Genomic DNA, 13,611 nt, shown 5'->3' with positions numbered 1-13,611 from the left:
TCACCGGCAGGGGTCGACCTGGCCGATCGTCACCGCCGTCTCCAGCATCAACGCGTGCACGAACGTCTGCGGCAGGTTGCCGCGTAGTTGCCGCTGCTGCACGTCGTACTCCTCGGTGTAGAGGCCCGGCGGGCCGCACGCCGCCCGGTTGCGTTCGAACCAGCGGTTCGCGCCGGCCACGTCCCCGGCCTGCCAGGCGGCCAGGGCGGCGGCGAACCCGCAGAGCAGGAACGCGCCCTCGGCGTCGCCGAGTGGACGCCGGTCGGGGCGGAACCGGTACAGGTAACCGTCCTGCTCCAGCTCGCCGGTGACCGCCCGGCGGGTGCGGTCCACGCGGGGGTCCTGCGGCGGGAGCGCCCCCCGGATGCCGGGCAGCAGCAACGCGGCGTCGACCCGGTCGTCGTCGTAGGCGCGCCGCCAGTGGCCGGCGGCGGCGAGGCCGTTCGCCGAGACGTCGGCGAGGATCCGGTCGGCCAGGGCCGACCAGTGGGCGGCCGACGGGGGCGCGGCGACCTGGGCCGCCGTCCGCAGCCCGGCCACGCAGGTCAGCTTCGAGTGGGTCCACTGCCGGGGGGACAGCTCCCAGATCCCGGAGTCCGGCTGTGACCAGCGCCGCCCGATCGCGTCGGCGGCGACCTGCATGGCGTGCCGGCCGTCGGTGTCGAGCCGGTCGTGGCGCTGCGCGGCGGCCAGCACCATCAGCACCTCGCCGAAGGAGTCCAGTTGCAGTTGGCCGCGTACCCAGTTGCCGGTGCGGACCCGGCCACCCGGGTAGCCGGCCAGCGGCAGCGGCTGTTCCCGGGGCACCGGATCGCCGGTGACGGTGTACGCCGGGGCGAGGTGGTCCCCGTCGGCCAGGACCCGGGCGGTGAAGAAGGCGACGGCGTCGTCGAGCAGGTCGTACCGGCCGACCAGCGCGGCGGCCTGGCCGGCGAAGGACTGGTCGCGGATCCACGCGTACCGGTAGTCGTAGTTGCGGCCCGCCAGGGCCCGCTCGGGGAGGGCGGTGGTGGCGGCGGCGACCATGCCGCCGCCCGGCCGGGTCATTCCCCGCAGCACGGCGTAGGCCAACGTCGCGTCGCGCCGGGCCGGCCCGTCCAGGGACGGGATCACCGAGGACCGGTGCTGCTCCGTGGTCCGCCACAGCTCGGCGGCCGACTCGTGCGCCGGGTCGAGGGGGCCGTTCGCGATCTCCAGGACCAGGTCGTGGTGACCGCCCGGGGGGATCGTCAGCTCTCCCGCGAGAAAACCCTGCTGGTCCTGGTGCAGCCGGGCGCCGCCCTGCAGGCGCAGGTGCAGGTTGCCGGTGCGGGCCCGCCACCGGTCACCGTCGCGGACGGGGTCGCGCACGGGTTCCCGGCCGAAGCCGGCCCGGGGGTCCACCACCACCCGCACCCGCGCCGGCCTGTCCAGGGCACGGATCTGGCGCAACAGCACCACCCGGTCCGCCTCGCCGGGAAAGGCCAGGGCCTCCCGGGACTCGATGATCCCGTCCCCGGTGACCCACCGGCTGCGCCAGATCAACGACCCTGGCTCGTAGTAGCCACCCCAGACGAACCGGTCGGCCGCCGGGGCGACCCGGAACCGGCCCGCCCCGTCGAGCAGCGCGCTGAAGACCGCCGGGTCGGACCAGCCGGGGGCGCACAGCCAGACGATGTCCCCGCCGGGGTCGATCAGCGCGCCCCGGTGCCCGTCGGCGAGCAGCGCGTAGTTGCGCAGGACCGCCGGCATCCTGCCGGTGCTCGGGGTCGCCTCCGTCCGGGACATTCCGGCACGGTCACCGGGTGGGTCCGCGCCGCCGGCCGGGTACCCGGTCGGTCGGGCTCGGCGTGGCGGGCGCCCGGTCGGGCGTGTCCGCGCGCCGGGGCGTGGTTTCCGGCATGTCGTCCCTTTCGGCCCCGTCGGTGTCCGGGCCGGCGAGTCCGGTCGCCGCCCAGCTCGCCAGCAGGGCGAGTCGGTCGGCGGAGTCGGAGCCCTCGTCGACGCTGTAGGTGGTGACGAAGGTGCCGGCCTCGCCGGGCATCTCGAACACGTCGAAGGTGACCTCGAGCTCGCCGACCTCGGGATGGCGGTAGACCTTGCGCCCGGTGCGGTGCTCGTGCACGTCCCGGGCGGCCCAGTCGGCGCGGAACTGCGGGCTGCGGGTCGACAGCTCCCCGATCAGGGCGGTGAGGTCGCTGTTGAGGGGGTCACGTCCGGCCTCCAGTCGGAGCATCGCGGCGGTCATCCGACGGGCCAGCGGCCAGTCCACGTAGTAGTCCCGCGCCCGCCGGTCGAAGAAGACGAACCTGGCCAGGTTCGGCTGCTCGGCCTCGAAGTGGGGCGAGAAGAGGGCCCGGCCCATGAGGTTCGAGGCGATGAGGTCCTGGTGTGCCGTGTACACGATGGCGGGGACGGCCAGGTTGTCCAGGACGCGTTGCACCGAGGTGCGCAGGGCCGGGGTGACCTTCTTCCTGGACCGCGCCGTCGAGCCGACCGGGGCGGTGCGGGCCAGGTCGAACAGGTGCTGTCGCTCGACGTCGTCGAGCTGCAGCGCCCGCGCGACCGCGTTGAGCACGCTCTCGGACGCGCCCCGGATGTTGCCGCGTTCGAGGCGGGTGTAGTAGTCGAGGCTGACCCCGGCGAGCAGGGCGACCTCCTCGCGTCGCAGCCCCGGCACCCGGCGCTCCCCACCGAAGTCGGGCAGGCCGGCCTGCTCGGGGGTCACGTGCGCGCGCCGGGAGATCAGGAACTCCCGCACCTCGTCCTTGCTGCTCATGGCCTCAACGGTAGGGCTGTCTCGGGGTGGGGTGGGGGGTTCTGGCAGGACCCCCCACCCCACCGGGGATGGTGTGCCTCAGAGGGTGAGGAGGACCTTGGTGGCGCGGCGCTCGTCCATCGCCCGGTAGCCCTCCGCGGCCCGCTCCAGCGGCAGGGTGAGGTCGAAGACCAGGCCCGGGTCGATCGTGCGGTCCCAGATCATCCGGATCAGCTCCGGCAGGTAGCGGCGCACCGGGGCGGGCCCGCCGAGGGTGTGGATGCCGGCGAAGAACAGCTGGATACCGGGGATCGTGACGTCGTAGTTGACGCCGACGTACCCCAGGTGGCCGCCGCCCCGGGTGGCGCCCACGGCCTGCATGAACGACTCCTGGGTGCCGACCGCCTCGACGACGGAGTGCGCGCCGAGCCCGCCGGTCAGCTCCTTGATCCGGGCGACGCCCTCGTCTCCGCGTTCGGTGACGATGTCGGTGGCGCCGTAGTGGCGGGCGAGCTTCTGCCGTTGCGGGTGGCGCGACATCGCGATGATCCGCTCCGCGCCCAGGTGCTTGGCCGCGAGGATCGCCATCAGGCCGACGGCGCCGTCCCCGACGACCGCGACGGTTTTGCCGGGCCCGGCCTGGGCCGCGTCGGCGGCGAACCAGCCGGTCCCCAGGACGTCGGAGGCCGCCAGCAGCGCCGGCACGAGGTCCTCGTCCGGTTGGCCCGGGGTCGCCACGAGCGTGCCGTCGGCGTACGGGATGCGGGCCTTCTCCGCCTGGGTGCCGATCTGGGCCACGAACTCCGCGTGCACGCACTTGGACTGGAAGCCGGCCCGGCAAATCTCACAGGTGTTGTCCGAGATGACGAAGGAGCCGACGACGAAGTCACCGGGCTTGATCGTCGTCACCTCGTCCCCGACCTGTTCCACCACACCGACGTACTCGTGTCCCATCACCTGGTGGTCGGCGGGTTCGATCCCCCGGTACGGCCACAGGTCCGAGCCGCAGATGCACGTCGCGGTCAGCCGGATGACCGCGTCGGTCGGGTCGATGATCGTCGGGTCCTCGCGGTCCTCGACCCGGACGTCCCCGGCCGAGTACATCACCACGCCACGCATGCTGGTCCTCACTTCCCTGGCTACACGTCGTCACCGTCTCGCCCGGGCGACTGCGGGTCCGCTGACCTCGCAGGGCCCGTGATCACGACGGTACGCAGCGACGACGGCCCGCCGGGAGGTTCTGCCAGTCCCCCTCAGGGGCTGGGTCGGCGGACACGGACCGTACGGGTCAGCCGCCACTTCCGCGCCGCCAGAGCCAGCCCACCGCACTCCCCCGGGCCCCACCGCCGCTGCCGGTCCGGGTGCCGGCGAAGCTGCCCGCGGCCCGCCAGACCGTCAGGTACGTGTCCTGCAGCACCTCGGCGACGACGTCGGGGTCGGCGCACCGGCGGCGCAGGCGTACCTCCAGCCACGGCGCGGTACGCCGGTAGAGCTCGTCGAACGCCCGCCGGTCCCCCCGGGCCACCCGACGGACGAGTTCGCCCTCGTCGGGGCCGTCCATGCCTGTCCTCACGGTCGGTAAGACGACGGGCTCGTCCGGATCCGGTCCCGGCCTGGCGTGATCGCCGTCACATCGGGATCCCGGTGTGGCGGGTGGATCAGGTGTCGTGGTGCGCGGGAACCGACACGTGGCGACGGCCCGGTAGGGAACGTCGCCACGTGTCGGTCACGGTGTGCCGCGGCCGACGGTGCGGCCGTCGACGACGGGTCGACCGTCGCCGGTCGGGCCGACGGGCAGCAGGCGGGGTGCGAGCCCGGTCGGGTCTCCGCTGGCGGGCTAGACTTCAGGTTGGCAGTTCAACCGTGCTCCGCTCCGCTGGAGCGCGTGCGGCCTCGGGAGGGTGTTGCAGCACCCTCCTGAGGGCCCGTCCGTCTGGACGGCGCCTACTCGCAGAAGACCCGCACCTTGGCATCGGGCTGGTCCACCTCCACGGTCATCTCGTCGAGGTGGTCCACGAGCGCCTCGAGCTGCTCGGGCTTGAGCTGGGTGAGGTCGAACGGCACGCCCGACTTGGTCAGTTCGGCGTTGGCCGTGCCGAGGGCCTGCGGCGGGATCAGGGCCGTCAGCCGTACGCCGGCCCGCAGCAACTGCAACGGCACCCGCACGTTGACCCGGCCGGGCTCGCCGTTCTCGTCGACGGCGTCGACCATCACCCGCAGGTACTTGGCCTTGCCCTTCGGTCGGGCGTCGATGCTGGCCGTCGTCGGCGGCTGGGTCCGTTCGAGCGCGGCGATGAGCTGCTCGGCCTCCGCTGCGGTGATCTTGCCCTCGGCCAGCATGTCGAGGATGTCCTTGCGCTGTTCCTTCACGGGGTTCTCCTATCGGATGGTCACGAGCACAGCCGTGCGGCCGTGCTCGATGTCGATGCGGGTGCCGGGCAGCGCGGACACGACGCCCCACCCGGCCCCGAGTGCCCGCACCACGCTGATGCGGTACACCAGGCAGGCCACGGCCGCCGCCAGGACGGCCAGGAGCAGCACCGGTGACAGCACGAGCACCACGGGGAGCACCGGGACCCAGATCCGCAGGGGCCGGCCGTGCGCCCGGGTGCACCGCACGGCCACCAGCTGCGGCATCACGCCCGCCCCTGGAGCTCGGACAGCGCCTGCTGGGCGGTGATCTCGCCCCGGCGCAACCGGTCGATGGTGTCGGCGTGGGGTGGTGCCGGATCGGTGTCGACGAAGGCGAGCTTCTGTGTGATCCGGTTCAGCCGTGCCTTGATCGTCGGGTAGCTCACCCCGAAGATCCGCTCCATCTCCTTGATGGAGCCGTGGCAGCGCACGAACGCCGTGACGAAGACCTGGTCCTCGACGGTGAGCTGGGCCAGTTGCGGCAGCTCGAACCGGCCCTCGATCGCGACGCCGCTGCCGGCCAGGCGCACCCGCTCGACGACGAACGGCTGACCCCGGGTCAGGTTCGTGAGTTCCTGCCAGTCCATGGCCTGCTCTGTCATAGCCGAAAGAGTAGACCCACCAATTATTAACTTTCAAGATGTAGATCTTGATTTTCTTAATCCAGGTTCACCGCAGAGTCAGCCCGGTCGGCACACGACGACCGGCCGGAGCGCCTCGACCAGGGCGGCCGTGCGGGTTCGCGTTCATCGTGACGCGGGGATCCGTCCAGCACGCGCAGATGCCGTTGACCGTGGAGATCTCCGCCACCCCGGCACGGGAGCCGGCGAGGTCGAGCGGCGGGTCGGTCACCCATCGCCGACGGCACCACCAGCGACGTCGGATCGGCGCGCGGCGAGCGCCTGCGGCAGCGCCGCGTCGCACTGCTCGACAACCTGGAACGGGCCGGGGGTGGCCGTTGCGGGTTCCCTCCGTCAAGGTCAAGATCAGCGGTACGTCCAGCCCACCGGGGCTGGACGTCCTGCCGTCACAGGTGGCGCAGGGAGTCGGCGACGATGTCCTGTAGTGCACTGACGTGGCGGTGGTAGGCGCGCTTGCCGTCCTTGGTCAACGTCAGCCAGATGCGGCGGGAGTCGAGCTTGGACCGGTCCTGTGCGACGTAACCGGCGTCGACGAGCGCGGCGACCTGCTTGCTGAGCGCCGAGGCGCTGAGACCGAGGGTGTCCTTCAGGACCGCCATCTCGACAGTCGTCGCCACGGCGAGCATCGCACAGATCTTCAGCCGGTGGGTGGGATGGATGACCGGGTCGAGCTCCGCGGTCACCGGCGGGTGCTCCGGTGGTGGAACACCGATCCGACCCCGTAGCTGATCATGGTGCCCACCGCAGAGGCCACGACGAGCCAGGAAGAGCCGGCGGTACCGGTGATCATGGCCGTAGCCAGGAAGAGGGCTGTGGCCGTCAGGGCGACACGGAAGCCACGGCTCGTCGGCACCGCGAACGGCGTGCCGATTCGGTGCCCCGCCCAGTAGTTGAGCCCGAACACCGCCAACCCCAGCACGACCCAGGCCCCCAGCCTCACCACCCCGAGCAGGGGTGTCAGCGCCATCACGCCCAGCAGCAGCGTGTTCGCCGGATAGAGCCAGAGCGGCCACGGGCGGTCCCGAACAGCGCGTTGCGCGTCCGCCACGGCGTCGAGATCGGCCAACGCCTCGCGTCGACCCGGGGCCGGATAACTAGTTTCCACGCCGGCAACCATATCCGATAGTTGCCATATCGGCAACTATCGGATCCGGCCAGGAACCGGCCTCGCCCGTGTCCGGACGGGTGGAGGCACCGGCCCCACGGGCCTCTCCGGGTCGGCGGTGGGCGGGGGTGTCCGGGAATCCGTCGGACAGCACGCACACCCACCAGGGTGGACCCCACCGGCTCCCAGGAGCCGGGGTATCCGACGAGGTGAGGAGCGGTCGTGGTGGAAACCAGCGGATCTCCGCGGTCCGAACAACTGTCCCGGAAGCCGCGCGTGGATCGACGGGTGGTCCGGCGGCTTGCGCTGCGGACCGGGCTCGCCGTGATGCTGGCCGGTGGCCTGCTGGCGACCGGGGCCGGCGGGGCGCAGGCCGATCCCGGCTCGTCCCGGGCCGGGGCCGGCGGGGCGCAGGGCGGGTCCGTGGTGGCGTCGGCGCGGGACGCGGCAGGGCCCAGCATCCAGGCGGTGGACTACTACGAGGTCCGACCCCGACACAGCGACCGGTGTCTGGACGTCGCGAACGCCAGCATCGCCCACGACACGCAGGTCGTGCAGGGCAACTGCTGGGGCGGGGCCAACCAGCGCTGGCGGTGGATCGCCGTCGGCAACGGCTACTACGAGATCCGCCCGCAGCACAGCGGCAAGTGCCTGGACGTGGCGCACGCCAGCAACGCGCACGGCGCGTCGGTGGTGCAGGGCGACTGCTGGGGCGGCACGAACCAGCACTGGCGGTTCGTCAACCTGGGCAACGGCTTCTACGAGATCCGGGCCCGGCACAGCGACCGGTGTCTGGACGTGGCGAACGCCAGCATCGCGCACGGCGCGTACGTGGTGCAGGGCACCTGTTGGGGCGGGACCAACCAGCACTGGCGGCTCGTCTACGCCGGCACCTGGGGCTGAACTGGCGCACCGACCGGCGTGGCGGGACACGGGTTCCGCCGCGCCGGCGGCGGCCCGGTGTCGCTAGGCCGTGCCGGTGGCCAGCACCTTCGCCAGCAGCTCGGACAACTGGCGCTGCTCCGGTGCGGTCAGGCGTCCGAGCCGGTCGGCCGGGAAGTCGAAGGACCGCCGCATCGCGCGTTGCACGTCGCGCCCGTCCGGGGTGATCGACACCTGCTTGATCCGTCGGTCGGCCGGGTCGGGCGCGCGGGACACCAGGCCGCGGGCCTCCAGCCGGGCGGCGAGCTGGGTGACGTTCGAGGCGTCGCACAGCAGGTCGGCGGCGAGCTCACCCATGGAGCGGCTGCCCCTGGTCAGGTGTTCCAGCAGGCAGGCCTGGGCGGCGCTCAGCCCCACCGTCTGCGCCGCCCGTCCGTACGCGGCGTCGTAGGCGAACACGAAGTCCCACAACTGCTGCTCAAGGGTGTCTGCCACCTCGGTCATAGCTGGAGATTAGTTCCCGGGATTACTTGACTAACTCAAGTATCGGTGTTGAGGTGGGTGATGAAACTTTAGTCACTCAACCAAAGGGGTGGTTCACGGTGGGACGTCCGAACTCGGACGGGGCCGGCAGGACCCGCGTGCTGGTGACCGGGGTCCGCGGCAAGACGGGGCTGCCGCTGGCGCGCCTGCTCGTGGCGCGGGGCGTGGAGGTGCTCGGCGGCAGCAGCGATCCGTCCACGGTCAGCCTCGAGGGGGTGCGCCCGACCGCGTTCTCGTGGGACGACCCGTCCGGGTGGGCGGCGGCCACCGACGGCGCCGACGCGGTGTACGTCGTCCGACCGGACCGTGCGGACGCGCCGGAGCTCATCGGCGCGCTGCTGACCGAGACGCCGACGCGGACCCGGATCGTCCTGCTCTCCGAGCAGGACGCGGACTACATGGGGGCCGACGGGTGGGCGCCGCGGGCCGAACGCGCGGTGACCGACGCCGGGCACCCCTGGACGATCCTGCGGCCGAGCTGGTTCATGCAGGTCTTCACCGACGCGCGCTTCTACCGCGACCAGATCGCCGGTGCCGGACTGCTGCCGTTCCCCGCTGCCGGTGCCCGGTTGGCCTGGATCGACGCCCGGGACATCGCGGCCGTGGCCGAGCGGGCGCTGCTCCAGGAGGGGCACGCCGGTCAGGTGTACGAACTCTCCGGCCCGGAGGCCCTCTCGTTGCCGCGCACCGCGGAGCTGCTCTCGGCTGCGGCAGGACGACCGGTGACCCATCAGGAGCTGACCATCGACGAGGCCGTCGCCGGGACCACCGGCTTCGAACGGGAACTCTTCGCGCTGACCTTCGAGCGCGTGCACGCGGGCAGCTTCGCGGTGGTGACCGACGCCGTCGAGCGGGTCACCGGCCGGCCGGCGCGGACCCTGCCGGAGTTCCTGGCCGACACCGAGCCCCCGCTGCGGGCCGCGAGCTGACGGCCCGAGCGCGTCCCGGGGCCGGGTGACTCACCGTGGGCCCCGGGACGCGTCCCCGTTGTCGACGAGCCGGAACCGGGTGGTCAGCGGCGCGTCACCGAGTTCCTCGAGGATCAGGCCCCGGGTGGGCGAGAACTGGAGGTAGGCGAAGCGGTTGCTGATCGCGTAGGTCGGCTCTCCGTTGCGCTGCCCGTCGCGGACCACCGAGAACTGCTGCGCCGGCTCCTCCGGCGCGCAGGCGGCGGCCACCACCCGCAGCGGCTGGCTGCCCGAGGCCCGGACCTCCCAGCAGGTGTCGGTCAGGTCGGCGGCCGGCTCGGCGACGCGGATCAGGTGCCGGCCGGCGTTCTGTGGCGCGAGGACGAACAGGCGACGCCCCTCGTCGCCGTCGACCTCGCCGAGCCGGCCGTCGTCGAGCAGCGACAGAGCGCCGGCCTGGTCCACGGCCCGCACGATGGTGACCTGGCGCTGCCCGGCCAGCCCCGGATCGACGCTCGGCGCGGTGCCGGGCGTACCGGAGGTCGAGCCGTTCGTGGTGCGCGTGGCCGGACCGGGTCCACCGGAGGCCGGGGCGGACGTTCCGGTGGGCGGGCTGGCGGCGGCTGGGGTCGGGCCCCGGGTGGGTGGACCGGTGGTCGGGGCCGGCGCCGGTGTCGGTGTCGTGGTCGGGACGGCGGGACCGACCGGGACGGGGTCCGGGGCCCCGGACAGGCGGATCACCGCAGTGCCGCCGCCGAGCACCCCGACCAGGACGGCACCGAGGGCGACCGACGCGAGGTGGCGACGCCGCCGCCGGACGTCGCCCCGCCGCCGGACGTCGACCGGGGCGGGGACCGTCCCGTCCGCGCCGTGCCGGGCCAGCGCCCGCAGGACGTCGTCGAGACTCCGGTCAGACCTCATGGCCCCTCCCCCCACCCGTGATCTGGTACTCGTCGTCGGCGAGATGCGCGGCGAGGGCCCGACGTCCCCGTGCGAGCCGCGTCTTGACGGTGTTCACGTTGGTGCCGGCCTCGGTGGCGATCTCGGCCACGCTGAGGCCGACCAGATGGTGCAGGACCACCACCCGGCGCTGCTCGGCGGGGATCCGGCGCAACGCGACCACGAGCGCGACGTGGTCGACCGTGACCGCCTCCACGGGCTGCGCCGCGGCCTGGCGGCGGTGGGCGCTGAGCCGGTTCACCGCCTTGCGCCACGCGCTCACCGCCACCCGGTACGCCACGCTTCGCACCCAGGCCTCCGGGCTGTCGCACTCGCGCACCGCCCCCCACCGGTCCCAGGCCCGGGCGTACGCCTCCGCCACCGCGTCCTCGGCCTCCACCCGGCTGCCGATCATCGCGTACAGCTGGCCCAGCACGCGCTGGACCGACGCGGAGTAGAAGAAGTCGAACTCCGCGGCGTCACGCATCGAACAGTGCCCCCACCCGGTCTGGTTTCGTACGGTCATGGCCTGGCCCGCCGGCGGGGTCGGTCCACCGGCGGACCGGGCCGAGGTGGCAGCGCGCCGGTGGCGGGCCCGACGCGGCCCGGCATGCGGGTGGGCACTACGGCCGGGGCGCCGGGCCCGTGTCGTTGAACCGGAAGCTGCTGAACGGGTCGGCGTCGCCCAACTCCTCCAGGATCAGCCCGGACCGCGCCGAGTCACGCAGGTACGCGGACCGGTTGCTGATCACGAACTCGCGGGGGCCGCCCCCGACGGCCGCGGTGATCACGAAGCGCTGGGCGGGGTCGTCCGCCCGGCAGGTCGCGCCCCGCACCACCAGCGGCTGCGCGTTGCCCGGATTGTGCGCCCGCCAGCAGAGCGGCTGCCCCGTCCCGCCGCCGTAGTAGGACCTGACCAGGAACTGCTGCCCGCCCAGCGGGGTCGGCACGAACACCTGCCGCCCCCGGTCGTCGTCCACCTCGGCCAGCCGCCCGCCGTCCAGCAACGACAGCCCCGACTCGAACGCGCCGACCCGGACGATCGTGACCCGCCGCGTACCGGAGAGCACCGGGTCCGGTGACGCCCTCCGCGCCTGCTCCGCGACCGCGCCGGGACCGGCCGGCGCACCGTCGTCCGCCGACGCCGACGCCCCGCCGTACAGTCCGATCCCGGCACCGGCCACCGCCACCAGCCCCACGCCCGCGAGCCATCTCCGCACCGACATCACGTCCTCCCACCCTCGTGCGTCACCGCCCCCGGACCGCCGGGGCGGTCCGAGGCGCTCGGATCGATACAGCCTCATGACGCGCGGGACCGGACGGTGGTTTCACCCGCCCGCCTGCCGATCACGGCCGGGGTCCCCGGGGCTGTCCGCTCCGGGCGGGGTCGGCGGTGCTGCGGGCGGCCCCACGGCGGGCGGCGGGACGGGCAATCGTGCACCTGTCGGCCGGCGACCGCCACCGCAGCGTCGACGCGGTGCGCTCCTACCGCCGGCACGGCTACCCCGACGCCGGCCTCCCCCTGGGTACGAGGGTGGATCAGCGCCTGCCGTGAGGTCCGCGTGTCCTCACCAACGGACCGGGCCGGCGACCGCCGCGACGCACCGGGCGCACCGGACTGTGGCCCGCCGTCACGTGATCCTGAAGAGATGGCCAGGAACACCAGTCGGCAGAGGGCCGCACCGATCGGGCCGATCGGCGTCTGCGCCTCCCGGGGAGCACTCGTCACCCTCGCCACCGTAGTGCAGCACCGTCCCCGACAGCGCCCCTCAGCCGGCCGTCGGGGTTGCGGCGTCGCCGAACCACCGGGCCAGGGCCTCCCCGAGTGTCCGCTGCTCCTCGCCGACCCACGCGACGTGGCCGTCCGGCCGGAGCAGGACCGCCGGTACGCCCCACTCGTCGCTGACGTCGGCGACGTGGTCGACCCGGTCGGCCCAGCCGTCCACCGAGAGCCGGCCCGTCCGGTCGAGCAGCAGTCCGTTGCCGGTGCGCAGCAGCTCGTACAGGCGGCCCGGTGTCAGTGGGACGTCGCGCAGCCGCCGCCCGAGCAGAGCATGGCCCGCGCCGAGGTCGTACCGGACGCTGATCGCCGTGATCTTCTCGATCAGGAACCGGTTGACGTCGTCGAGGTCCATGAGTTGCGCCAGCAACCGCCGTACCGCCTGCGGTCCGGGCTCGGTGCTCGTCAGGTGCATCTGCGCGCGGGTGTTGTCGAGCACGTCGGCGGCCACCGGGTGCCGCTCGGAGTGGTAGCTGTCCAGCAGGCCCTCCGGCGCCCAGCCGGTGACGGCCGCCGCCAGTTTCCAGCCCAGGTTGACCGCGTCCTGGAGGCCGAGGTTGAGCCCCTGTCCACCCATCGGCGGGTGGACGTGCGCGGCGTCCCCGGCCAGGAAGACCCGGCCGACGCGGTACCGCTCGGCCTGGCGGGTCGCGTCGCCGAAGCGCGACAGCCAGCGGGGCGAGTGCACGCCGAAGTCGGTGCCGGCGTACCTGTGCAGTTGGTGCCGGAACTCCTCGAACGTGGGCGGCACGGAGCGGTCCTCGGCCACGGCCGCCGCCGGCACGACCGCGCGGAACACCCCCGGCCTGCCCGACGGCCCGATCCCGAACCGTTTCTCGGTCCTGCGCACCTCGGTCATCACCTCGGCGATGTCGGCCGGGGAGGCCGTGACCTCCATTTCGCCGAGCAGCGTGTCCACTGTCGACGGCTCGCCGGGAAACGCGACTCCGAGCAGTTTCCGGACGGTGCTGCGCCCACCGTCGCAGCCGACGAGGAACCGCGCCCGCACCGGTGCCGTGGTGTCGTCGTCGAGGTGGACGGTGACGCCGTCGTCGTCCTGTTCCAGCCCGGTCACGGCACACCCGCGCCGGATCTCGGCCCCGACCTCGGCCGCGTGCTCGGCGAGCAGCCGGTCGGTGAGCGTCTGGGGAATGCCGAGCACGTACCCGTGCGCGGTGTCCAGGCCGGTGGGGGCGGGCTTGTCGATGCCCGCGAAGAATCCCCGGACGTCACCGGGACGGATCGGGTACTGCGTGCCGTTGTCGAGGAACCGCTCCAGCAGTCCCCGCTGGTCCAGTAGCTCGATGCTGCGTACGTGCAGCCCGAGGGACCGTACGAACGGCGGCGGCTGCGCCTCCTTCTCCAGCACGAGCACGGCGACACCCCGCAGCCGCAGTTCGCTCGCCAGCATCATGCCGGTGGGGCCGCCGCCGGCGATGATCACATCGAACATGCATTCCCCCATGGTGTGCCGATTCGTACGCTCGGCCGACGATTGTGGGCCACGGCCGGGGTATTGCCGCAAGCCCGGGGGTGCGGTATACGTTAGTAGTGGCAAGGAGTTTCCCTCCTTGCCTTTGTTGTTGTCGCAAGCGGGGATAGCACGGCTGCCCGCGACACGCTGTGGCCGTGACAATCACGGCCGTGGCAAGGATGGCCGCGGC

15 protein-coding genes and 1 pseudogene are annotated in these 13,611 nt (G+C 73.0%); 2 read left to right on the top strand and 14 right to left on the bottom strand.

Annotated elements, in window-relative coordinates:
• The 9 genes and pseudogenes from ACQUFX_RS04815 to ACQUFX_RS04775 form a co-directional block, all read right to left on the bottom strand.
• Nucleotides 1–1,767 (bottom strand): glycoside hydrolase family 15 protein, encoded by a 1,767-nt coding sequence (locus ACQUFX_RS04815; RefSeq protein ID WP_428964804.1) that lies wholly within the window; start codon nt 1,765–1,767, stop codon nt 1–3.
• A gap of 10 nt (nt 1,768–1,777) precedes the next feature.
• Complete coding sequence (locus tag ACQUFX_RS04810) at nt 1,778–2,758, bottom strand: helix-turn-helix transcriptional regulator (RefSeq protein WP_428964803.1); 981 nt, start codon at nt 2,756–2,758, stop codon at nt 1,778–1,780.
• A 78-nt stretch (nt 2,759–2,836) separates the two neighbouring features.
• The gene (locus ACQUFX_RS04805) at nt 2,837–3,841 is read right to left on the bottom strand and encodes a zinc-dependent alcohol dehydrogenase family protein (RefSeq protein ID WP_428966865.1); all 1,005 of its coding nucleotides are present in this window, start codon (nt 3,839–3,841) and stop codon (nt 2,837–2,839) included.
• A 205-nt stretch (nt 3,842–4,046) separates the two neighbouring features.
• Nucleotides 4,047–4,298, bottom strand: a pseudogene (locus tag ACQUFX_RS04800) (RNA polymerase subunit sigma-24); the annotation flags it as partial.
• A gap of 383 nt (nt 4,299–4,681) precedes the next feature.
• Nucleotides 4,682–5,107: an SHOCT-like domain-containing protein gene (locus tag ACQUFX_RS04795; RefSeq protein ID WP_428964802.1), complete on the bottom strand. Its 426-nt coding sequence runs from the start codon at nt 5,105–5,107 to the stop codon at nt 4,682–4,684.
• A 9-nt stretch (nt 5,108–5,116) separates the two neighbouring features.
• On the bottom strand, nt 5,117–5,374 hold the full coding sequence (locus ACQUFX_RS04790; RefSeq protein WP_428964801.1) for a hypothetical protein: 258 nt from the start codon (nt 5,372–5,374) through the stop codon (nt 5,117–5,119).
• Nucleotides 5,374–5,751, bottom strand: a complete 378-nt coding sequence (locus ACQUFX_RS04785; protein WP_428964800.1) for a DUF2089 domain-containing protein — start codon at nt 5,749–5,751, stop codon at nt 5,374–5,376. The genes ACQUFX_RS04790 and ACQUFX_RS04785 overlap by 1 nt, the downstream gene beginning before the upstream one ends.
• A gap of 425 nt (nt 5,752–6,176) precedes the next feature.
• Nucleotides 6,177–6,473 (bottom strand): transcriptional regulator, encoded by a 297-nt coding sequence (locus ACQUFX_RS04780; RefSeq protein ID WP_428964799.1) that lies wholly within the window; start codon nt 6,471–6,473, stop codon nt 6,177–6,179.
• Nucleotides 6,470–6,856 carry a PALP domain-containing protein gene (locus ACQUFX_RS04775; protein ID WP_428964798.1) on the bottom strand — a complete coding sequence of 129 codons (387 nt, stop codon included), beginning with the start codon at nt 6,854–6,856 and terminating at the stop codon, nt 6,470–6,472. The genes ACQUFX_RS04780 and ACQUFX_RS04775 overlap by 4 nt, the downstream gene beginning before the upstream one ends.
• 315 nt (nt 6,857–7,171) lie before the next feature.
• On the opposite strand from ACQUFX_RS04775, the gene ACQUFX_RS04770 reads away from it, so the two are divergent.
• A complete protein-coding gene (locus tag ACQUFX_RS04770; protein WP_428964797.1) occupies nt 7,172–7,798 on the top strand; it encodes an RICIN domain-containing protein in 627 nt (208 codons plus the stop codon).
• Nucleotides 7,799–7,861: 63 nt separating this feature from the next.
• Here ACQUFX_RS04770 and ACQUFX_RS04765 read toward each other — a convergent pair whose 3' ends face one another.
• The gene (locus ACQUFX_RS04765; protein WP_428964796.1) at nt 7,862–8,281 is read right to left on the bottom strand and encodes a MarR family winged helix-turn-helix transcriptional regulator; all 420 of its coding nucleotides are present in this window, start codon (nt 8,279–8,281) and stop codon (nt 7,862–7,864) included.
• 143 nt (nt 8,282–8,424) lie between these two features.
• Here ACQUFX_RS04765 and ACQUFX_RS04760 point away from each other — a divergent pair, with 143 nt between their 5' ends.
• Nucleotides 8,425–9,249, top strand: coding sequence for a Rossmann-fold NAD(P)-binding domain-containing protein (locus ACQUFX_RS04760; protein WP_428964795.1), 825 nt, complete (start codon nt 8,425–8,427; stop codon nt 9,247–9,249).
• A 30-nt stretch (nt 9,250–9,279) separates the two neighbouring features.
• On the opposite strand, the gene ACQUFX_RS04755 is transcribed toward ACQUFX_RS04760, so the two are convergent.
• The 4 genes from ACQUFX_RS04755 to rox form a co-directional block, all read right to left on the bottom strand.
• Nucleotides 9,280–10,149 (bottom strand): RICIN domain-containing protein, encoded by an 870-nt coding sequence (locus tag ACQUFX_RS04755; RefSeq protein WP_428964794.1) that lies wholly within the window; start codon nt 10,147–10,149, stop codon nt 9,280–9,282.
• Nucleotides 10,139–10,654 carry an RNA polymerase sigma factor gene (locus ACQUFX_RS04750; protein WP_428964793.1) on the bottom strand — a complete coding sequence of 172 codons (516 nt, stop codon included), beginning with the start codon at nt 10,652–10,654 and terminating at the stop codon, nt 10,139–10,141. Before ACQUFX_RS04750 ends, ACQUFX_RS04755 begins: the two co-directional genes overlap by 11 nt.
• Nucleotides 10,655–10,790: 136 nt before the next feature.
• Nucleotides 10,791–11,393, bottom strand: coding sequence for a hypothetical protein (locus ACQUFX_RS04745; RefSeq protein ID WP_428964792.1), 603 nt, complete (start codon nt 11,391–11,393; stop codon nt 10,791–10,793).
• Between the two features lie 543 nt (nt 11,394–11,936).
• Nucleotides 11,937–13,400, bottom strand: a complete 1,464-nt coding sequence (gene rox / locus ACQUFX_RS04740; RefSeq protein WP_428964791.1) for a rifampin monooxygenase — start codon at nt 13,398–13,400, stop codon at nt 11,937–11,939.
• Between the last annotated feature and the right edge of the window lie 211 nt (nt 13,401–13,611).

Origin of the sequence: Micromonospora fluostatini (assembly GCF_050410825.1) — a bacterium.
In the GTDB taxonomy this organism is placed as follows: domain Bacteria; phylum Actinomycetota; class Actinomycetes; order Mycobacteriales; family Micromonosporaceae; genus Micromonospora; species Micromonospora rosaria.
This window is presented reverse-complemented; position numbering and strand designations above follow the sequence as displayed.